Source organism: Azospirillum melinis, assembly GCF_013340935.1.
Taxonomy (GTDB): domain Bacteria; phylum Pseudomonadota; class Alphaproteobacteria; order Azospirillales; family Azospirillaceae; genus Azospirillum; species Azospirillum melinis.
Genome location: NZ_WHOS01000012.1, coordinates 59,096 through 79,292, shown reverse-complemented (window position 1 = coordinate 79,292; position 20,197 = coordinate 59,096). Strand labels below are relative to the sequence as shown.

Annotated in this window: 20 protein-coding genes; 5 read left to right on the top strand and 15 right to left on the bottom strand. The window is 66.6% G+C overall.

The genetic code is table 11. The features are described from left to right. Nucleotides 1-173 precede the first annotated feature (173 nt). On the top strand, nucleotides 174-1,547 hold the full coding sequence (glmM, locus tag GBZ48_RS11575) for a phosphoglucosamine mutase (RefSeq protein WP_174471186.1): 1,374 nt from the start codon (nucleotides 174-176) through the stop codon (nucleotides 1,545-1,547). After that, complete coding sequence (gene thiD, locus GBZ48_RS11570) at nucleotides 1,544-2,374, top strand: bifunctional hydroxymethylpyrimidine kinase/phosphomethylpyrimidine kinase (protein WP_174471185.1); 831 nt, start codon at nucleotides 1,544-1,546, stop codon at nucleotides 2,372-2,374. The genes glmM and thiD overlap by 4 nt, the downstream gene beginning before the upstream one ends. Before the next feature lie 178 nt (nucleotides 2,375-2,552). Here thiD and GBZ48_RS11565 read toward each other — a convergent pair whose 3' ends face one another. From GBZ48_RS11565 to cyoA, 7 genes are all read right to left on the bottom strand, one after another. Continuing rightward, nucleotides 2,553-3,107, bottom strand: a complete 555-nt coding sequence (locus GBZ48_RS11565) for a response regulator transcription factor (protein WP_174471184.1) — start codon at nucleotides 3,105-3,107, stop codon at nucleotides 2,553-2,555. After that, nucleotides 3,094-4,371, bottom strand: coding sequence for an ATP-binding protein (locus GBZ48_RS11560; protein ID WP_343049524.1), 1,278 nt, complete (start codon nucleotides 4,369-4,371; stop codon nucleotides 3,094-3,096). Before GBZ48_RS11560 ends, GBZ48_RS11565 begins: the two co-directional genes overlap by 14 nt. A gap of 128 nt (nucleotides 4,372-4,499) precedes the next feature. Beyond that, entirely contained in the window at nucleotides 4,500-5,243 is a 744-nt protein-coding gene (locus GBZ48_RS11555) for an SURF1 family protein (RefSeq protein WP_343049523.1), read from the bottom strand. 38 nt (nucleotides 5,244-5,281) lie between these two features. Beyond that, nucleotides 5,282-5,713, bottom strand: a complete 432-nt coding sequence (gene cyoD / locus GBZ48_RS11550) for a cytochrome o ubiquinol oxidase subunit IV (RefSeq protein ID WP_174471181.1) — start codon at nucleotides 5,711-5,713, stop codon at nucleotides 5,282-5,284. Further along, on the bottom strand, nucleotides 5,710-6,369 hold the full coding sequence (gene cyoC, locus GBZ48_RS11545) for a cytochrome o ubiquinol oxidase subunit III (protein ID WP_425485989.1): 660 nt from the start codon (nucleotides 6,367-6,369) through the stop codon (nucleotides 5,710-5,712). The genes cyoD and cyoC overlap by 4 nt, the downstream gene beginning before the upstream one ends. Before the next feature lie 3 nt (nucleotides 6,370-6,372). Next, the gene (gene cyoB / locus GBZ48_RS11540; protein ID WP_174471180.1) at nucleotides 6,373-8,370 is read right to left on the bottom strand and encodes a cytochrome o ubiquinol oxidase subunit I; all 1,998 of its coding nucleotides are present in this window, start codon (nucleotides 8,368-8,370) and stop codon (nucleotides 6,373-6,375) included. A 14-nt stretch (nucleotides 8,371-8,384) separates the two neighbouring features. Next, the gene (gene cyoA / locus GBZ48_RS11535) at nucleotides 8,385-9,512 is read right to left on the bottom strand and encodes a ubiquinol oxidase subunit II (RefSeq protein WP_174471179.1); all 1,128 of its coding nucleotides are present in this window, start codon (nucleotides 9,510-9,512) and stop codon (nucleotides 8,385-8,387) included. Between the two features lie 180 nt (nucleotides 9,513-9,692). Here cyoA and GBZ48_RS11530 point away from each other — a divergent pair, with 180 nt between their 5' ends. Further along, the gene (locus GBZ48_RS11530; RefSeq protein WP_174471178.1) at nucleotides 9,693-11,003 is read left to right on the top strand and encodes an MFS transporter; all 1,311 of its coding nucleotides are present in this window, start codon (nucleotides 9,693-9,695) and stop codon (nucleotides 11,001-11,003) included. Nucleotides 11,004-11,013: 10 nt separating this feature from the next. Here GBZ48_RS11530 and GBZ48_RS11525 read toward each other — a convergent pair whose 3' ends face one another. From GBZ48_RS11525 to GBZ48_RS11495, 7 genes are all read right to left on the bottom strand, one after another. Continuing rightward, nucleotides 11,014-11,550 (bottom strand): DprA-like winged helix domain-containing protein, encoded by a 537-nt coding sequence (locus GBZ48_RS11525; protein WP_174471177.1) that lies wholly within the window; start codon nucleotides 11,548-11,550, stop codon nucleotides 11,014-11,016. Further along, nucleotides 11,547-13,049, bottom strand: coding sequence for a nitrilase-related carbon-nitrogen hydrolase (locus GBZ48_RS11520; protein WP_174471176.1), 1,503 nt, complete (start codon nucleotides 13,047-13,049; stop codon nucleotides 11,547-11,549). The genes GBZ48_RS11525 and GBZ48_RS11520 overlap by 4 nt, the downstream gene beginning before the upstream one ends. A gap of 5 nt (nucleotides 13,050-13,054) precedes the next feature. Beyond that, complete coding sequence (locus GBZ48_RS11515) at nucleotides 13,055-13,594, bottom strand: cyclase dehydrase (protein WP_174471175.1); 540 nt, start codon at nucleotides 13,592-13,594, stop codon at nucleotides 13,055-13,057. Between the two features lie 9 nt (nucleotides 13,595-13,603). Then, entirely contained in the window at nucleotides 13,604-14,776 is a 1,173-nt protein-coding gene (locus GBZ48_RS11510; protein ID WP_174471174.1) for a zinc-dependent alcohol dehydrogenase, read from the bottom strand. Nucleotides 14,777-14,876: 100 nt separating this feature from the next. Continuing rightward, nucleotides 14,877-15,482 carry a hemerythrin domain-containing protein gene (locus GBZ48_RS11505; RefSeq protein ID WP_174471173.1) on the bottom strand — a complete coding sequence of 202 codons (606 nt, stop codon included), beginning with the start codon at nucleotides 15,480-15,482 and terminating at the stop codon, nucleotides 14,877-14,879. A 91-nt stretch (nucleotides 15,483-15,573) separates the two neighbouring features. Continuing rightward, a complete protein-coding gene (locus tag GBZ48_RS11500) occupies nucleotides 15,574-17,040 on the bottom strand; it encodes a glycosyltransferase family 87 protein (protein WP_174471172.1) in 1,467 nt (488 codons plus the stop codon). 222 nt (nucleotides 17,041-17,262) lie between these two features. Further along, entirely contained in the window at nucleotides 17,263-17,562 is a 300-nt protein-coding gene (locus GBZ48_RS11495; protein ID WP_174471171.1) for a hypothetical protein, read from the bottom strand. Between the two features lie 190 nt (nucleotides 17,563-17,752). Between GBZ48_RS11495 and GBZ48_RS11490 the strand changes: the two genes are divergently transcribed. Then, nucleotides 17,753-18,307, top strand: coding sequence for a DUF1003 domain-containing protein (locus tag GBZ48_RS11490; RefSeq protein ID WP_174471170.1), 555 nt, complete (start codon nucleotides 17,753-17,755; stop codon nucleotides 18,305-18,307). A 213-nt stretch (nucleotides 18,308-18,520) separates the two neighbouring features. Continuing rightward, complete coding sequence (locus tag GBZ48_RS11485; protein ID WP_174471169.1) at nucleotides 18,521-19,138, top strand: metal-dependent hydrolase; 618 nt, start codon at nucleotides 18,521-18,523, stop codon at nucleotides 19,136-19,138. Between the two features lie 21 nt (nucleotides 19,139-19,159). On the opposite strand, the gene GBZ48_RS11480 is transcribed toward GBZ48_RS11485, so the two are convergent. Next, a complete protein-coding gene (locus tag GBZ48_RS11480; protein WP_174471168.1) occupies nucleotides 19,160-20,011 on the bottom strand; it encodes a hypothetical protein in 852 nt (283 codons plus the stop codon). Nucleotides 20,012-20,197 lie beyond the last annotated feature (186 nt).

The following is a 20,197-nucleotide window of genomic DNA, read 5'->3' as shown; positions in this document are numbered from 1 at the left end:
GGGCCGCCCCTGCCGGTTGAGGAAAAAGACGGTACGCCTGTAACCCTTTCGCGCAGCCGCCGATGGGGCCTTGACCCGGCCCGGCTGCCGCGCGAAGAAACATCCTTCGCTTGCACATCCGGTCCCGCACCCCGACATGCGGGGCCTGGATACCGTTTCTGCACGAGGTTTTCATGACGCGACACCTGTTCGGCACCGACGGCATCCGTGGCACCGCCAACATCGACCCGATGACCGCCGAAACGGCCCTGCGCGTGGCGATGGCGACCGCGTTGCAGTTCCGCCGCGGCGACCACCGTCACCGGGTGGTGATCGGCAAGGACACCCGCCTGTCCGGCTATTTGCTGGAACCGGCGCTGACCGCCGGCTTCATCTCCATGGGGATGGACGTGGTGCTGGTCGGACCGCTGCCGACCCCGGCCGTCGCCATGCTGACCCGTAGCTTGCGTGCCGACATGGGCGTGGTGATCTCCGCCTCGCACAACCCCTATCAGGACAACGGCATCAAGCTCTTCGGCCCCGACGGCTACAAGCTGTCGGACGAGGTCGAGGCCGCCATCGAGGCGCGCATGGCGCTGCCCTTCGCTCCCGACCTCGCCCGTCCGGCCGATCTCGGCCGCGCCAGCCGGATGGAGGACGCCACCGGCCGCTACATCGAATATGTGAAGAACACCTTCCCGCGCGGCCTGCGGCTGGACGGTCTGAAGATCGTCGTCGATTGCGCCAACGGTGCCGCCTACAAGGTGGCGCCCAAGGTGCTGTACGAGCTGGGGGCCGACGTGATCCCGGTCGGCGTCACCCCGGACGGCACCAACATCAACAAGGGCTGCGGCGCCACCGCCACCCAGACCCTGCAGGAGCAGGTGGTCGCCCATGGCGCCCATCTCGGCGTCGCGCTCGACGGCGACGCCGACCGCCTGATCATGGTGGACGAGGCCGGGCGCCCCATCGACGGCGACCAGCTGATGACCCTGATCGCCACCTCCTGGGCGCGTTCGCAGACGCTGCGTGGCGGCGGCGTGGTCGCCACCGTGATGTCCAACCTGGGCATGGAGCGCCATCTCGGCGGGCTCGGCCTGCATCTGGCCCGCACGCCGGTTGGCGACCGCTACGTCGTCGAGATGATGCGCGAGCGCGGCTACAATGTCGGCGGCGAGCAGTCGGGCCATGTCGTGCTGTCGGACTATTCCACCACCGGCGACGGGCTGATCGCCGCGTTGCAGGTGCTGGCGGTGCTGATCCAGGCCGACGGCCGCTCTGCCAGCGAAGTCTGCCGCGTGTTCGATCCCGTCCCGCAGAAGCTAACCAACGTCCGCTTCACCGCCGGGACCAAGCCGCTGGAGGACGCCGTCGTCCAGCAGGCGATCAAGGAGGGCGAGGCGCGGCTGGCGTCGAGCGGCCGTCTCTTGATCCGCAAGTCCGGCACCGAGCCGCTCATCCGCGTGATGGCGGAGGGCGACGACGCCGCGCTGGTCGACAGCGTGGTCGCCGACATCGCCGGCACCATCCAGGCCAGCGCCGCCCGCAGCCTGGAGGCCGCGCAATGAGCGCCGAGAGTGTCAATGGCAGCACCGTCAACGGTCGCGTCCTGATCGTCGCCGGGTCCGACTCCGGCGGCGGTGCCGGCATCCAGGCCGACATCAAGGCGGTCAGCGCGCTCGGCGCCTATGCCATGACCGCCATCGCCGCACTGACGGCGCAGAACACCACCGGCGTCTATGGCGTGGTGCCGGTCGATCCGGCTTTCGTCGCCTTGCAGATGAAGCTGGTGCTGGAGGATATCGGCGCCGACGCGGTGAAGATCGGCATGCTCGCCAACGCCCCCGTCATCGAGGCGGTGGCGGCGGAGTACGAGGCGCGCGCCGTCAATGTGCCGCTGGTGCTCGATCCGGTGATGATCGCCAAGAGCGGCCATCACCTGCTCGACCCCGACGCGGTGCTGACCCTGCGCCGGCGCCTGTTGCCGCTGGCCGAGGTGGTGACGCCCAACCTGCCGGAAGCCGAGGCGTTGACCGACCTGCCGATCCGCGACCTCGACGACATGCGCCGCGCCGCCGAGCTGATGCTCAGCTTCGGCCCGAAATCGGTTCTGCTGAAGGGCGGCCATCTGGAGGACGACACCCTCTACGACCTGCTGCTGACCGAGGAGGGCGAGACGGTGTTCGAGGGCCGCCGTGTCCACACCCCCCACACCCACGGCACCGGCTGCACCCTGTCCTCGGCCATCGCCGCCGGTCTGGCCCAGGGCCTGAACCCCCGCGACGCGGTCGCCCGCGCCCGGCGCTATGTCGAGACGGCGATCCTGACCGCACCCGGCCTCGGCCACGGCCACGGTCCGCTCAACCACCTGCACACGGTGCGGGAGTTTTCGTAAGGGGCTGATAGTCCCTCTCCCGCCCCGGGAGAGGGAAGGGGCCCATGCAGAGCATGGGAAGGGTGAGGGGTGACCCAAGGAACCATGCGGTTCGGGAGTCTTGCCCTACCCCTCACCCTCCCCACGCCTTCGGCGCGGGTCCCCTCCCTCTCCCGGGGCGGGAGAGGGCGATCATTCCTCACGGCACCCGCTTCTTCTCCAGCTTGCGCGCCAGGGTGCGCCGGTGCATGCCGAGCCGCCGCGCGGTCTCGGAGATGTTGAAGTTCGTCTCCACCAGCGTCTCGTGGATGCGCTCCCACTCCAGATTCTTGATCGAGGTTGTGCGGACGGTCGGGGCGATGGAGGTGTCGCCTTCGGTGCGGTCGAAGGCGGCCTCGATGTCGTCGGTGTTGGACGGCTTCGCCAGATAATGGCAGGCGCCCAGCTTGATCGCCTCCACCGCGGTGGCGATGCTGGCGAAGCCGGTCAGCACGACGATGCGGGTCTCCTCGTCGGCCTCGTGCAGCTCCTTGACGCATTCCAGCCCCGATCCGGTGGCGAGCTTCAGGTCGACCACGGCATAGTCGGGGTCCAGCGTCTGCAGAAGCTCCCGCATCTCCTCCAGCCCGGCGCAGGCATGGACCTCGTAGCCGCGGCGCTCGAAGGACCGGCGCAGAGCCTTGGCGAAGGACGCATCGTCCTCGACGATCAGCAGGGTGCGGAGGGCGTCCTCTTCCAACTCAGTCGTCTCCATCGGCGCCTCCCGGCGACAGGGCTGACAGCGGCAGGGTCAGCGTCACGGTGGCGCCGCCGCCCGGCCGGTTCTTGGCCGAAACCGTCCCGCCCAGCTTGCGCAGCACATTGACCACCAGGAACAGGCCGAGCCCGCTGCCCGGCCGCTTCTTGGTGGAGCGGTAGGGCTTGCCCAGCTCCTCCAGAATGGCGGGGTCGAAGCCGGGGCCGCCGTCGTTGACCGCCACCACCAGATTGTCGCCCTGCCGCAAGGCGGCGACGCCGATCCAGCCCGGCGAGGCTTCCAGCGCATTGTCCAGCACGTTGAACAGCACCTGTTTCAGGGCGAGGTCGGCGATCATCCGCTCACTTGGGCCGACCGTGTTGTCGTAGTCGAAGCGCTTGGGCGACCGGCTGGACAGCCAGTCCTCCACCAGCCCGTCGAGGAACCCCTTCACCGTCGTGCGCACCGTGCCCTCGCCGCGCGCCTCGCCCGACGACATCAGGATGCCCGACACGATGGTCTTGCAGCGGTCGATCTGGTTCTGCATCTCCGCCATCTCGTCGGCCAGATCGGGGTCGGAGGCCAGCGACGGCATGCGGCGCCAGTCGTTAAGGATCACCGACAGGGTGGCGAGCGGCGTTCCCAGCTCATGCGCCGCACCCGACGCCAGCAGGCCCATGCGGACGATGTGCGCCTCCTCCATCGAGCGCTGGCGCAGCTCGGCCAGATAGGCGTCGCGGGCGCGCAGGTTGCGGTTGATCTGGGTGAGGAAGGGGACCAGCAGGCTCGCCGCCAGCACGAAGCAGATGAACATGCCCTGGATGTGCAGGCTGAACAGCTCTCCCTCATAGGCGGGCGGCAGCGGCAGCGGCTGGTGGGTGCCGATCAGCCAGGTGAATCCGGCGGTCGCCACCAGGACCAGCGCCCAGGCCGACCAGGCCTCCAGCAGCACGGCGCCCAGCGCCACCTGGAGAAGATAGAGCGAGATGAAGGGGTTGGAGGCGCCGCCGCTGAGATAGAGCTGCAAGGTCAGCGCCCAGACGTCGATCAGCAGCTCCAGGAACAGCTGGGTGTTGGAAACGTCGGAGCTGCGGCGGATCTGGATCAGGCTGGCGATGTTCAGCGCGATCAGGACGAAGATCACCGCCGCCATCGGCAGCAGCGGCAGGCGGATGCCCATCTGCGAATGGACGATCAGGATCGTCACGATCTGTCCGACGACGGCAAGCCAACGCAGCTGGACGAGCAGGAACAGGTTTTTGCGGTCGGTGGTGTCGCGCACGAAAGACGTCCTGTTCCTCACCCGGTTCATCAGCCCATCGACTTATATAGAGAGTTACCGGCGGGCGGGGAGTTTTAGGACGCCTGTTTTCCACTGAGCGTTTTCCGTTGGCCGATTTCCGCTTTCCTTCAGGCCCGCCGACGCCGCATCTCGCTGCGGATCACGAACAGGACGGCGCCGACCAGCATCAGGTCCAGCGCGAACCACGTCAGCGCATAGCCGAGATGGCTGTTGGGGAAGCTGACCACCGTCAGCCCGCCGACCGGCCAGCCGCCGGGATTGCGGGTGCCATCGGCGTCTATGAAATATGGGGCGACATCGGTCAATCCGGTCGCGGTGGCGATGGCGGCGACGTCGCGGGAGTACCAGCGGCCGGCGGCCGGGTCGTTGCTGCGCAGGAACCCGCCCTTCGGCTCGGTCAGGCGCAGCAGGCCGGCGACGGTCACCTCGCCCCCCTGCTGACCGTGCGGCTGCCCGTCGGCGCGGGTCGCGGGATTGCGCTTGTCCGGCGGCACGAAGCCGCGGTTGACCAGAACGGTGAAGCCGCGGTCGGTGACCAGCGGCGTCATCACCCAGAAACCGCCGCCCAGGTCGCTGACGGCCTGCACCAGCGTCTCGCGGTCGTTGAGGAACCGTCCGGTGACGGCGACCCGGCGGTATTCGTCCGACGCGGCGGTGACCGACGCCCACGCCTCCGGCCCCGGAGCGGGGACCGGGGAGGCATGGATGCGGGCGTCCACCCGCTCGATCAGGTCGAGCTTCCATACCCGGCGTTCGAGCTGCCAGATGCCGAGCGCGGTCAGGCCGGCGATGCCGGCGAGCGCCAGAAGGCCGAAGAGGGCCAGCGCCCAAGCCGGGCGGGCCCTCTTCACCGAAGAACCGCCCGCAGGGGGCGCGGACGGCAGTCCGGTCACGGCATCTTGCTCATGTCGTGGCTCATGCCGGGCATCATGTTGGTGTTCAGGTGGTACATCACCCAAAGCGAACCGGCGAACATGATGACCACGACGATGATCGTGAAGATCATCGCCAGCATCGACCAGCCGCCTTCGACGCGGCCGTTCATGTGCAGGAAATAGACCATGTGGACGATGATCTGAACCACGGCCAGCGCCAGGATCACGACCGTGGTGGTCGTGGTGTCCAGCGTGCCGTTCATCACCAGCCAGAACGGGATGACCGTCAGGATCACCGACAGGACGAACCCGATCATGTAGCTGCCGAAGGTGCCGTGGGCGCCCGCCGGGTGGCCGTGGTCCCCATGATCCCCATGGCCATGGCCGCCGTGATCGTGCCCGTGGCCCTGATGGGCGTGGTGGTCGCTGTGCGCGTGGGTGCTCATCGCAGCGCTCCCATCAGATAGACGAAGGTGAACACACCGATCCAGATGACGTCCAGGAAGTGCCAGAACATGCTGAGGCACATCAGGCGCCGGCGGTTGGCCGGGATCAGGCCGCGGCGGGCGACCTGGACCATCAGCGTCACCAGCCACACGCTGCCGAAGGTGACGTGCAGGCCGTGGGTGCCGACCAGCGTGAAGAAGGACGACAGGAAGGCGCTGCGCCACGGGCCGGCGCCCTCATGGATCAGGTGGGCGAACTCGTACAGCTCGATGCCCAGGAAGGCGAGGCCGAACAGCAGCGTGATCGCCAGCCAGCCCTGGGTCTGGCCGGTGCGGCCCTTCTCCATCGCCAGCATGGCGAAGCCGTAGGTGATGGAGGACAGCAGCAGCATGGTGGTGTTCAGCGCCACCAGCGGCAGGTCGAACAGCTCCTTCGCCGTCGGGCCGGCGGCGTAGCTGGTGCCCAGCACGCCGTAGGTCGCGAACAGCACCGCGAAGATGAGGCAGTCGCTCATCAGGTAGATCCAGAAGCCGAGCGCGGTGCTGGCGGCTTCGTGGGCGTGCTCGTCCCTCACATAGAAGACGGGCGGGGTGGCGTCACGCGGGGTGTCGTGCCCCGCGTGGCTGCCGTGCATGGCTTCAACGGTCGTCGTCATGCTTTACACCTGTCCGGAGAGCAGACGGGTCCGCTCGCTCTCGGTCCGCACCACCTCATCCACGGGGATGTGGAAGTCGCGGTTGTAGTTGAAGGTATGGCCGATGGCGACCACCAGCAGGCCGATGAAGCTCACCGCAGCCAGCCACCAGATGTGCCAGATCAGGGCGAAGCCGAGGGCGGTGCTGATGCCGGCCAGGATGATGCCGGTGCCGGTGTTGCTCGGCATGTGGATCGGGCGGAAACCCTCCAGCGGACGGGCATAGCCGCGCTTCTTCATGTCCCACCACGCGTCATTGTCATGGATGACCGGCGTGAAGGCGAAGTTGTAGTCCGGCGGCGGCGAGGAGGTCGCCCATTCCAGCGTGCGGCCGTGCCACGGATCGCCGGTGAGGTCGACCAGCTGCTTGCGCTTCAGGACGCTGACGGCGATCTGGATCAGGAAGGAGCCGATGCCGAGCGCGATCAGGACGGCGCCGAAGGCGGCGATCTGGAACCAGATCTGCAGCGACGGATCCTCGAACACGCGCAGGCGGCGGGTTACGCCCATCAGGCCCAGGACGTAGAGCGGCATGAAGGCGAAGTAGAAGCCGATGACCCAGAACCAGAAGGACATCTTGCCCCAGAACGGGTCGAGGCGGAAACCGAAGGCCTTCGGCCACCAGTAGTAGATGCCGGCGAACAGGCCGAACAGCACGCCGCCGATGATGACGTTGTGGAAGTGGGCGATCAGGAACAGGCTGTTGTGCAGGACGAAGTCGGCCGGCGGAACCGCCAGCAGAACGCCGGTCATGCCGCCGATGACGAAGGTCAGCATGAAGGCGATGGTCCACATCATCGGCAGCTCGAACCGGATGCGGCCGCGGTACATGGTGAACAGCCAGTTGAAGATCTTCGCACCCGTCGGGATCGAGATGATCATCGTCGTGATGCCGAAGAACGAGTTCACGCTGGCGCCCGAACCCATGGTGAAGAAGTGGTGCAGCCACACCAGGTAGGACAGGATGGTGATGACGACGGTCGCGTAGACCATCGAGGTGTAGCCGAACAGCTTCTTGCCGGTGAAGGTGGAGGTCACTTCCGAGAAGATGCCGAAGCAGGGCAGGATCAGGATGTAGACTTCCGGATGGCCCCAGATCCAGATCAGGTTCACGTACATCATGGGGTTGCCGCCCATGTCGTTCGTGAAGAAGTGCGTGCCGACATAGCGGTCCAGCGACAGCAGGACCAGAACGGCGGTCAGGATCGGGAAGGAGGCGACGATCAGGACGTTGGTGCAGAGCGAGGTCCAGGTGAAGACCGGCATCTTCATCATCGTCATGCCGGGCGCGCGCATCTTCACGATCGTGCAGATCAGGTTGATGCCCGACAGCGTCGTTCCGACGCCCGCCACCTGCAAGGCCCAGATGTAATAATCGACGCCGACGTCCGGGCTGGCCTCCAGCCCCGACAGAGGCGGATAGGCCAGCCAGCCGGTGCGCGCGAACTCACCCACGAACAGCGAGGCCATGATCAGGACGGCGCCGCCGACGGTCATCCAGAAGCTGAAATTGTTCAGGAACGGGAAGGACACGTCGCGGGCGCCGATCTGCAGCGGCACGACATAGTTCATCAGCCCCGTCACGAAGGGCATCGCGACGAAGAAGATCATGATCACACCGTGGGCGGTGAAGACCTGATCGAAGTGGTGCGAGTTGAGGTAGCCCTCGCTGCCGTTGAAGGCGATGGCCTGCTGGGCGCGCATCATGATGGCGTCGGCGAAGCCGCGCAGCAGCATGATCAGGCCCAGGATCATGTACATGATGCCGATGCGCTTGTGGTCGACGGTGGTGAACCACTCTTTCCACAGGTAGCCCCACAGCTTGAAATAGCTGAGGGCGGCGACCAGCGCGATGCCGCCCAGCATCACCGCGAAGAAGGTCGCGACGACGATGGGCTCGTGATAGGGGAAGGACTCCAGGCTGAGGCGCCCGAAGAGGAAGGTCGTCAGTGTCTCAAGCATGCCGGTGTGCCCAATCAGGGATTGGCCAGCCGCTGCGGCCCGGCCGGGGAGGCGGACGCGCTGATCGGCGTGACGGTGGGGCGCTGCACGGCGGCGCCCGAGTTTACGGCGGCTTCGTTTGCGGCGGCTTCAACAGCCTCGGCGACGGTGCACAGGCCGGTCGCCTGCGTGTCCGGGAAGCCGGCCAGCGTGTTGGCCCGCAGGATGGCGTCGGCTGCGGCCTTGCCGCCAGCGTTCAGCCCGCCGGCGCGGTCGATGGCGGCCATGTCGCTCATGCACATGGTGCCGGGACGGACGCACATGTTCACGACGGCGTTGAACAGCTTCGGATCGACGGTGCCGAAATGCTGGACCGGAACGGCCTCGCTCGGCTTTTCCAGCGCCAGATAGGCGTTGCGGTCGAGCGAGCCGCCGGCCGTCTTCACCTTGGACACCCAGCCGTCGAAATCCTGGTTCGACAGGCCGAGGAAGGCGAAGCGCATGTGCGAGAAGCCCGCACCGCTGTAGTTGGACGAGAAACCCTTGTAGGTCCCCGGCTCGTTGATCACGGCGTGGAGCTTCGTCTCCATGCCCGGCATGGTGTAGATCATGCCGGCCAGCGCCGGAACGTAGAACGAGTTCATCACCGTCGAGGCGGTGAGGCTGAAGCGGATCTGCCGGTCGACCGGGGCCGCCATCTCGTTCACGGACGCGATGCCGTATTCCGGATAGACGAACAGCCATTTCCAGTCGAGCGCCACCACCTGCACGTCCAGCGGCTTGGCGCCGGCCGGAACGGGCTTGTCCGCCGCGATGCGGTCGAGCGGACGGTAGGGATCGAGCTTGTGGGTGGTCACCCAGGTGATGGCACCCAGGCAGATGATGATCAGCAGCGGGGCGGCCCAGATCACCAGTTCAAGCTGCGTCGAATGGTCCCAGTCCGGTTCATAGCGGGCTGTGTTATTCGACTGACGGTAACGCCAGGCGAACAGCACGGTAAGCGCCATGACCGGGACGATGATCAGGAGCATCAGCAGGGTTGAGATGACCACAAGGTCACCCTGCTGGCTTGCAACGTCGCCGGCCGGGTTCAGCACGACCAGGTTGCAGCCACTCAACGCCGCCATCACTGGCAGCAGGGCGATTGCGCGATAACGGCTCAAGGCAGGACCTGTATCAAAGGTTTGCTTTGGGGAGAGAGCTAGCGGCAATAGCCTAGCCCCGACATTGGACAATTTGTCCAATGCCTCACTCCTGCGCGCTTGACAGATCACCGACTGTTGCGGTGACATATTGTATGATCTGCGGATCATCGCAAGCGAAATTACGCAGCCGGAGCCGACATGATGACTTCATCGATTGCGGCCGTAGAACGGGACGGAAGGCTGGTGAACGCGCGGCATCACGGGATCAATCCCGGTGAGATTGCCATCGGCGTGATCATTGGCCGAACCTCCGAGTTTTTCGACTTTTTCGTTTACGCCATCGCTTCCGTGATCGTTTTCCCGAAGCTGGTGTTCCCCTATGTCGATCCGCTGACCGGGACCCTGTGGTCCTTCGCCATCTTCGCGCTGGCCTTCGTCGCGCGACCGATCGGCACCTTCATCTTCATGGCCATCGACGAGAATTACGGGCGCAGTGCCAAGCTGACCATCGCCCTGTTCCTCTTGGGCATCTCCACCGTGGCGCTGGCCTTCCTGCCGGGCTACGAGTCCATCGGCGTCGCCGCCGCATGGCTGCTGGCCCTGTCCCGCATCGGGCAGGGTGTCGCGCTGGGCGGCACCTGGGACGGTCTGGCCTCGCTTTTGGCGATGAACGCGCCGGAGAACCGGCGCGGCTGGTACGCCATGATCCCGCAGCTGGGCGCGCCCATCGGCCTGATCGTGGCGAGCGGCCTGTTCGCCTACATGGTCAACAGCCTGTCGGCTGAGGATTTCTTCGCCTGGGGCTGGCGCTATCCCTTCTTCGTGGCCTTCGCCATCAATGTGGTGGCCCTGTTCTCCCGCCTGCGGCTGGTGCAGACGCCGGAGTTCGAACGCCTGTTCGTGAACCGGGAACTGCAGCCCGCCCCCGTGGTGGAGACGCTGCAGGTGGAAGGCAAGCGCGTGGTGATCGGCGCCTTCGCCCCGCTGGCGAGCTTCGCCCTGTTCCACATGGTCACCGTCTTCCCGCTGTCCTGGATCTTCCTGAACGCGAATCAGGAAACCGGCGTCTTCCTGGTGATCGAGGTGATCGCCGCCGCCTTCGGCGTTCTGGCCATCGTCGCCTCGGGCTACATCGCCGACCGCGTCGGGCGGCGCACGCTGCTCGGCACCTGTGCTGCGGCGATTGCGGTGTTCAGCGGCTTCGCCCCGATGCTGCTCGACGGCGGCAAGGTGGGCGAACTGGTGTTCATGGTGCTGGGCTTCGTCATCCTCGGCCTGTCCTTCGGCCAGTCGTCGGGGTCGGTGGCGTCGGGCTTCAGCCAGCAATACCGCTATACCGGCTCGGCGATGACCTCCGATCTGGCCTGGCTGTTCGGCGCCGGCTTCGCGCCCTTCGTCGCCCTGTTCCTGTCCAGCCATTTCGGGCTGATCGCGTCAGGCCTCTATCTGCTGTCCGGTGCGGTCTGCACGCTGGTGGCCCTGAAGATCAACAAGACGCTCTCGTCCTGACCGAACGCCTTTATGGCGAATTCCCCCTCTCCCCCGAGGAGAGGGGATCTTCATCCTGCAGCGCGTTCACGATCAGCCGGCCAGCCGGCCATGAACGGATCAGGCCGGCGGCGCGCAGTTCCGGCAGGGCACCGCCGATCTGTTCCGCCGAAAGCCCGGTCGCTTCGACCAGGGCGGGACAGGTCTGCGGGCCACTTTTCAAAGCTGAAAGAACAGCGGCGGACGCTCCTGAAGCCGACAGCGACTCGGCAGCGCGTGGCGGGGTCCGGCCGCGGGCGGCGGCGATCATGACCGCAAGCGCGCGCAACTGCCCTTGCCGGTGCATCGCCTCGCCGCCAGGATCGTCGCGCAGCGACAGCGCCGTGTGGCAGCGGGCCGCAACCCGCGCGAGGGCGGCGAGGTCGTCCCTCCGGTTCGCCACCGTGGCGGCCACCGCCTCCTGCGCCAGTGTCTCCAACTCAGCATCCGCGACTGCCCAATCCCGCCGTCCGATGGCATCGAGCAGTTCGTCGCCCAGTTTCCCGAAGGCCGTGTCGAGCGCGCTCATTCATCCCCCTCCGGATCGGGCAGCGCAGGCCAGTCGTCCGGCGTCCAGCGGGAATAAACATAGCCAGGCGCCGGGTCGGACAGCGGCAATGTCAGACACTGGATGTGCGGGGCGCTGGCCTGGCTCGCCCGCGGCTGGAACAGCAGGGCCACGCCGCACGCCCCGATCACCTTGTCCTCCTCGCCGTTGGCGCGGCAGGTGCGGTTGAAGCGGTGCGACAGCGCCATGCTGTTGACGACGATCACCCGGCAATAGCCGGCGCGCGACGAGGCCGCGCCCTCCTTGGCCTGCCAGCGTTCCGTGGTCAGCCCGCTGTCCATCACCGGGGTGACCAGCCAGTCGACCATCATGCCGGACGCGATCCAGGCGCTGGGCTCCGTCCGCCCCAGATCCTCGCAGATGGCGACGGCGAGCCGGCCGAGATCGGGCAGCTCGAACAGGATGAAACGGTCCCCCGTCTCGATGTCCTCGCGCGCGCAGTCCAGCAGCCGGCCGTTGCGGTCGCGCAGGTCGTAGGAACGGCACTGGTTGCTGTCGAGGTCCCAGCAATGCAGCTTGGTCTGGCTGCCGGCCATCCGGCCGCAGCGGTCGAGCAGGATCGCGCGGTTGCGCGGCCGGCCGGCCACCTCCTCCTTCACCCCGACCAGGGCGTAGCGGATCGGGCCGCCCACCGCCTGGGCGCGCAGGGCCTGCTGAATCGCCGATACGGTTTCGGGCCCGGCGGACACCTCCGGGAACAGGATGAAAGTGGCGCCTTGCGCCGCCAGACCGGCGACGGCATCGGCGGCGCGTCGGCCGAAATCGCGCGGGGTCGGGTCGTACCAGTCTTCGCCGTCACGGTGGAACCGGCGGATGGGAAGGTCGTCCTCGGCTTGCGCCAGGGGAACGACGCCGATGACCGGTCTCCAGGCCGGATCGCCCGGGTTCTGATCTGACACCGCAGCGATGCGGCGGTACTCCACGGCGATGCGGCGGTCCGGGTCGCCGTCGCGCTCGGCCTCGATGGTCAGGCCGGGCGGCACGACGAGCAGGCTTGCGAACAGGTCGACCGGATCGAAGTCCTCCGGATGCCCATCCGGCGGCGCCGTCTCGCGGATGTTCATTGCGCGGGCAAGCAGGCCGGGGCGCAGGATCAGCTGTCCGTCCGCCGGATCGGCATTGAAGCGCCCGTCCCGGTTCAGCCGGCGCAACGCCTCCAGCCGCTCGGCCGGCAGCGGATCGTCGGCCCGGACATCGTAGCGGGAGGCCAGCGGCGCGAACCATGCGTCGATGGCCTGCGCCGCTGCCAGGGTGCGGTCCAGCCGCAACCCGGCCCACTCCGACCCGGCCCACTCCTCCAGCGCCGGGGCACCCTGCCGCAACCGTTCCGCGGCCTCATCGGCCAACCGCCCGGTGCGGGCATGGTCCACCTCCAGCCCGTGGGCAAGAGTGCGGACCTCGTTCCGGCGTTCCTGAAGCCGCCGCCACAGGTCCATGAACAGATCGGCCGGATGCGTCATCTGGTTTAGGAGCTTGCTGCTTGGCTTTGCGCCGGCTGGAACTGCAGGATCCTCGGCGTCCGCATGTCCTGGCCGATGGGGGCGTCGCTGGCCGCACCGCGCATGGCGGAGACCGGTCGGGGGAAGCCGCTGCGGCCGCTGTAATCCGGCACCGGCAGGCTGCGGTGATAGGCCTCCTCCCGGTGCAGTTTCTGGACGCAGACCACATCCAGCACCGTCGTCGCCATCACCGCGCCGAAGGCGATGCGGGCGTTGCCGGCGCGCGGGTTGTCCTCCATTCCGGCCGCCAGCGTCGCCATGTCGACGGCGTCGCCGGCGATGCGGCTCCAGATCCAGGGCTTGGGATCGCCGAGCGCCAGCAGGCCGACGCCCGCGGTGATTTCCCGCACGCCATAGGCGCGGATCAGATTGGTCTTGTCCTCCATCCCCATCCAGCGGGCGATGCTGCGGCCGGCCATCAGTTCGGCGACGCCGAGGCCGATGCTGAACCAGCCCAGCCCGCGGGCGAGATTGTCTCCGGCCGAGGAGCGGTCGTAATAGGCCATGATGTCACCTCAGGGCTTGAGGACCACCTTGATGCAGCCGTCCCGCTTGTCGCGGAAGGTCTTGTACATCTCGGGTCCCTGGTCGAGCGGAACGGTGTGGGTGATGACGAAGGACGGGTCGATCTGCCCCTCCTGAATCCTGTTCAGCAGATCGTCGGTCCAGCGGTTGACGTGGGTCTGGCCCATGCGCCAGGTCAGTCCCTTGTTCATCGCCATGCCGAAGGGCAGCTTGTCGATCAGCCCGCCATAGACGCCGGGGATCGACAGGGTGCCGGCGGGGCGGCAGACGTAGATCATCTCGCGCAGCACATGGGCACGGTCCGATTCCAGCATCAGCGCCTGCTTGGCGCGGTCGTACATCGAATCGAGCGTGGCGGTGGCGTGCGCCTCCATGCCGACGGCGTCGATGCATTTCTCCGGACCCTTGCCGCCGGTCAGCTCGTTCAGCCGCTCGACGACGCTTTCCTCTTCGAAGTTGATCGTGATGGCGCCGCCGGCCTTGGCCATCGCCAGCCGTTCCGGCACGCGGTCGATGGCGATGACCTGCTTGGCGCCGAGCAGGATGGCGCTGCGGATCGTCATCTGCCCGACCGGGCCGCAGCCCCAGATCGCCACGGTGTCGGTCGGCTGGATGTCGCACTGGGCGGCGGCCTGCCAGCCGGTGGGGAAAATGTCGCCGAGGAACAGAACCTGTTCGTCGGTCAGCCCGCCGGGGATCTTGATGTGGGTGCGGTCGGCCATCGGCACCCGCACATATTCGGCCTGCCCGCCGGCATAGCCGCCGGTCAGATGGGTGTAGCCGAACAACCCGGCGGTGGTGTGGCCGAAGACCTTGTCGGCCAGCGCCTTGTTGCGGTTGGAGCGCTCGCAGACCGAATAGTTGCCGCGCTTGCACTGGTCGCACTCGCCGCACCAGATGGTGAAGGGAACCACCACCCGCTCGCCGACCTTCAACGCGCTTTTGGCCTCGGATCCCACCTCCATCACTTCGCCCATGAATTCATGGCCGACGATGTCGCCCTTCTCCATGCCCGGCATGAAATTGTCGTGCAGGTGGAGGTCGGAGCCGCAGATGGCGCAGGTGGTCACTTTGATGATGGCGTCGCGCGGATGCTCGATCTCCGGATCGGGGACCGTGTCGCAGCGGATGTCGTTGGCGCCGTGCCAGACCAGTGCTCTCATCGAAATCTTCCCCCTTCGGCCACCTCGTTGGTAGCCTGGGCAACAGGGCCGTCCGGCCAAGCGTTCCGCCGCCGGCCGGCCCCTTGCCTTCAGGGGAAAGTCAAAGGATCAGTGCCTTTTCACGGGCGACATTGCCGGACATGATGGCGGTCTGGCCGTCATCCAGGCTGTTGCGCAGGGCGGGGAAGTCGATCTCCTCCTCCTGCCGGATGTGGCCGTCGACGATGCGCTTCAGGTCAAGCGCGACGGCGAGCCAGCGCGGATCGTCCTTCGGCGTCTGCTCCAGGGTGAAGAGATGCATCTTCATCTCGGCATGCTCGCCGTAGAGATGCTTGGCGTCCTCCTCCTTGCGGGCCTCCTCGTGCAGCAGTGGATAGACGACGTCCTCCTCCGCCATGGCATGGGCGGCCAGCCGGCGCTTCAGCCGCAGCAGCAGCTGGGTGCGGCGGCCCGGCGCGTCGATGGGGGTCTGCACCATCTCGACGAGCAAAGCCTGGATGTGGCGATGGTCGTCGATCAGCGCGTCGATGCCGTCGCGCCCGGCGGCATGACGGGCGGTGCCGGCCAGCTGCGCCACCACCGGTGGCAGCAGCCGGCTCGCGACCAGGGCCAGCGCAGCGCCGCCGGCCATCATCGCAAGCCCGCGCGGCGACAGCCAGCCCGTGCCGTCCTGATGCGGGTAATCCGATCCTGAGTAACGTGCCATGAGGGGGACTCCTTCCTGCCGGTTGGGTCTTCTGGCCCACCAACAGGCAAGCGAGCCCCGGCGTTCCGGTGGCCCCTCAGGAGGCGGCCCGTCAGGACCGCCGGGCCGCCCCCGACGGTTCACCCGGCGCGTCGGCGGTCGTCACCAGCAGGTGGAGAAGCATCAGGGCGGTGAAGAACAGGTAGGATTGCAGGATGTTGTAGGAGGTGTCGGCAAGCTCGCTCAGGGGATGGAAGAAGTCGTTGCTCAGGATCGCGAAGCCGGCGCCCAGCATCAGCAGCCGGCCCAGGCTCCGGCGCCGGTCGCCGCTGGTCCGTTCCAGAGCCGCCCGGTCGATCAGCACGAACAGCAGATAGGCGCAGACCGGCAGCAGGACGCCGTAATGCGGAACCCAGGCGATGGGCGTGCCGATGGTGAAGCAGGTGCCGGCCACCAGGAAGGACGCGACCGGCTGCCGCCCGCCATTCCTGATCCGCCAGAGCAGGCCGAACAGGACGAAGGCCACGCCGGAAACCAGGGTCGCGATGTGAACCAGCGGGTGGTAGGGGGCGAAGGCGCTGCCCCGCCATTCGGTGTCGCCGTTGGTGGTCGACATCAGGTTGGGGCCGTTGTGTAGCAGGCGGTGCAGCAGCCCGTTGACGGTCTGGTTGGAGTAGTAGCTTTCGCCATGCTGGCCCAGGAAGGACAGCACATCGAGGTAATGCAGCGACGGCACGAAGCCGTAGAGCGCGCAGGCGGCGGCGAAGCCGGGAAACACTACGGCGGCCCAGCCGATGGCGAACCCCCATTCCCGCCGCAGCAGCGCCCAGACCAGGAATAGCGACATCTGCGGCTTGATCAGCGTCGAGGCGCCGAGCAGCACACCGGCGAGCACCCGCCGGTCGCGCAGGTAGAACAGGGTGGCGAAGACGAAGGCGGCGTTCAGCCAGACCTGGATCTGGCCGACGGCGAAGGCCTTGACCACCGGGTAGAAGCACAGCGCCGCCACCGCCCCCAGGGCGGCCAGGGTCAGCCGGCTGACGCCGCCGCGCATCGCCCGGTCGAAGCCCATGCGCTCCGCCAGTTCGCGCATCAGCAGCGCCATGCCGCCGGCGGTGGCGACGACCATCAGCAGATTGATCATGGCGTAGATGCGCAGATGCAGCAGCCCGACCGCCGACAGCGCCTCCATCACCAGCAGCGAGGTCAGCGGATACTGGAACTTCACATGCTGGGTGAAGAAGACGGCGTCATAGACATTCTCCTTCCCATGCTGGCGCAGCCAGGAGAAGGCCGTCATCATGGGTTCCCAGCTGTCGAGCGGAAGCCGTTCCGGCGACCGGCCCGCCACCAGCAGCAGGACATCCCACACCGTGGTGTCGCCGGTGCCGCCGTCCAAATAGGGCCGGAAGACGACGCCAAGCAACGTGTCGGCGCAGAGGACGAACAGGAAGGCCACCGACACCGTCCAGGCGGCGAAGCGGTCCTTGGCCAAGACGTCGACCGCACTGCTCCTGCTGCCGCCCAGCGGTCCTTCCAACGTTCCTTCCGCCGCGCGCACGAAATCCTTCGATCTCATCGACGACCACTCCCTGGCATGATTTTCCGGCTTCGACAGCCGGTAAGTCCGCGCAACTATGCCAGAGTGACGCGATTGGGGAATGCGCCCCACCCGTGCCGGATCGGAGTAATGCCATTAAGCGCCGGCCATCCGCAGCGGTAGCAAGATACCACGCTGCGCCGGGAATAGGCGCGTTCGGGCGGCGGAAGGTCCAAGGAAAGCGACTTCGCGGAGAACCGGTCAGCCCGGCTTCCCCGCTTCCCGGTTGCGCGGCCGTTTGCCGGCATCCTCCTTCGGCGTCGGTGGGGCGGCGTGCTGGTCGGGCAGGTCGCGGCGTTGGCCGGTGCCCTCGCCGACGGTGACGGTGGTCGACGGTCCGCCGCCGACGGTGTGGGGCAGATCGTCGGCGCTGCCGGTTCCGACGCCCATGCCCTGGCCGGCGCGGCCGGGGGTGACCGGACCGCCGCCCTGGGCGCCCGGATTGGGGCTGTCGGCGTTGGAGACGTGGCGTTCCCGATCCTGATCCTTGCGCTTGTCCATCTGGTCCTCCCGGATTGCGGTTGCTCATCGGCCAACATGCCGATGGGGCTGGAGTTCCGGCATTTGCCGGACGGGGAGGGGTAGGAACGACCGGCGGCAGGCATGGTTTTCTGGCTGCGGCGGTCTTGGTGAAAATCCGGGCGAATAGCCGGGAGAAAACCGGACCGCCGCCGCGGATCACGGAGGCATCATGACGGCAGAGCCCTCGCCCACCTATCCTCCGCCTCAGCCCCCCGGCCTAAGCGCCGTGCTGGAGCGCAACATCCAGGCTCTGCAAGCCCGCCGCAAACGGGAAGAGGTGGAGGCCTCGCTGCAGGATCGCATCGCCGACGCGATCACCCGCTTCACCGGAAGCATGCGCTTCGTCTGCCTGCATCTGGTGCTGTTCGGCGGCTGGATCCTGGTCAATCTGGGCTGGATCCCGCTCGTGCAGCCGTGGGATCCGTCCTTCGTCGTGCTGGCGATGGTCGCCTCGGTGGAGGCGATCTTCCTCTCCACCTTCGTCCTCATCAGCCAGAACCGCATGGCCGCGGCGTCGGACAAGCGCGCCGACCTCGATCTGCAGATCAGCCTGCTGGCCGAGCATGAGGTGACGAAGCTGGTCACCCTGGTCTCCTCCATCGCCGACCATCTCGGGGTGAAGACGGAGGTCGATGCCGAACTGGACGTCATCCGCCAGGACGTCGCCCCCGATGCCGTTCTGAACGAGATCGAGGCGACCCGGGTTCAGAAGCGGACGGAGTGAATCGCCGCTTCGAACCGACCCTCCGGCAACCCGTCGTTGTCGAACGCATAGAGGTTATGCGTCTAGGGAATCCCTCGGTTCTGCTTGGCGTATTGTTCTGGAGTCGAAGAATATTCTAAGGTCACGCTACCCCCATTTCGGGCTGGCGCAGACGCCGTCTCGACAGAGACCAACTTCAGAGACCAGATTCAGGCCCCCGGTGACCCGACGGTGATGGCGTCTTCTCACATAATCGTCGGTGGCGCCACCTGGTTCTACCTGTCGAGCCGGTACGGGATGACCTTCGACGCGGTCGCCTTCGGGGCGGCGATTCTGGGGGCGCTCGCCCCGGACATCGACCATCCGAAATCGACGCTCGGCCAGCTGGTCAAGCCGCTCTCCACCGCGATTTCCAACATCTTCGGCCATCGCGGCGTCACCCATTCGGCGCTGGCCATCGCAGGCTGCCTGTGGGTTCTGCACGAACATGCGGCCTATCAGCATGTGCTGATCCCCTTCATCGTCGGCTACCTCACCCATCTGGCCGGGGATCTGCTGACGCCGGCCGGCCTGCCGCTGCTGTGGCCGATCAAGCGGCGGCGCAACTTCGCCCTGCCTATTCTGAAGACCGGCGGCTTTTCCGAACAACTGGCGGTGACGCTGATGGCGGGCTGGATGATCTCCGGCCTGTTCGCCGGCGGCTGGCCGGAATTCCCGCTGCAACGGCCCTGGCGCTCGGTGGTGGCCGCGGCGCAGACCTATCTGGGCGAGGGCGGCATGGAAAAGGCCGCTCCCCCGCTGCCCGTGCGCAAGCCGCCGGAAACCAGCCGGACCAAGCCGTTGAAGGGTTGATGCCGCCGGGCGGAAGCGCTGTCACGGACTGACGGTGCAGGATACGGTGGCGACATTGGTCTTCGAGCCGCTGACTGCCGCAGTCAGGTTCGCCACGCTCCAGGACGTCATCGGCGCTTTCGCCATCGTGTATCGAACGGCGCAGGCACAACCCGGCCCGCTCGCCGGTTTGGTCGAGCCGGTGCCGGAGTTTAGAACGAAGGTGAAAGCCTGGTCCGTGAGGGTTATTGTTTTGCCCAGGTCAGTCGAGTCAAAGTAGATGGAGGGAAGGTCGGCCCAGTAAAGACTGGTGGCCGTCGAGGCGATGGTGGTATCGGTGCTGGAACTGGTCGAATAATTGTCTGCGCCATAGAGCGGATTGCCGCTGCTGGTAGCGCTGATGTTCGGCCAATTCTTGCGCTTGTCGCTGTCTATGACTGCGGTATAGCTGGTGCCGCCACCGGTGACGGTGTAGGTGCCGCCAGCAGGCGTGTTGTAGGAAATCCGGCCGGGGGAGGTCGTCGCCGTGCCGGACATGATTTCACGCTTCAATCCCTGGCCATTGTTGCACTGGCCGGCAGTGCCGCTGATGGTCGAGGTCACCTCGAAGCCATAGCCCATCCAGTATTGTGACGACGCTTCGCCGCTCTTTGGCCCCAGGGGACATTGCACGGCTTTCTGACCGGATGGGCAGGGTTTCGTCGTGACCACCGTGCATTCCTCGAAATTGGCCGTGGCGTTCACGCAATAGGCCTGGGACGTGCCGGACGTTTTCACCGTCATCGCGGAGCAGGAACAGGCGGCGACCGCCGACTGGGCGCCGGCAATCGGCAGCATCGCCACGAGGATCGCAACGACCGGCCTGACGGAGAAGAGCGGATACATGGACGGCATGATGCACAGTCTCCTGGCTGGAGATGGGGCGGACGCGGCTATGGCCAAGGCCCCCTCATCGAGCGGGAGCTGCGCCAATTCTCACGCATATGCTCGCAAAAGTCTAGATTGTGTTTATAGATAGTACAAATACGCGATGTATCCTTTGTTACACTCTTTTTAAGAGCTTAAGTCTTGCCCTGTGGA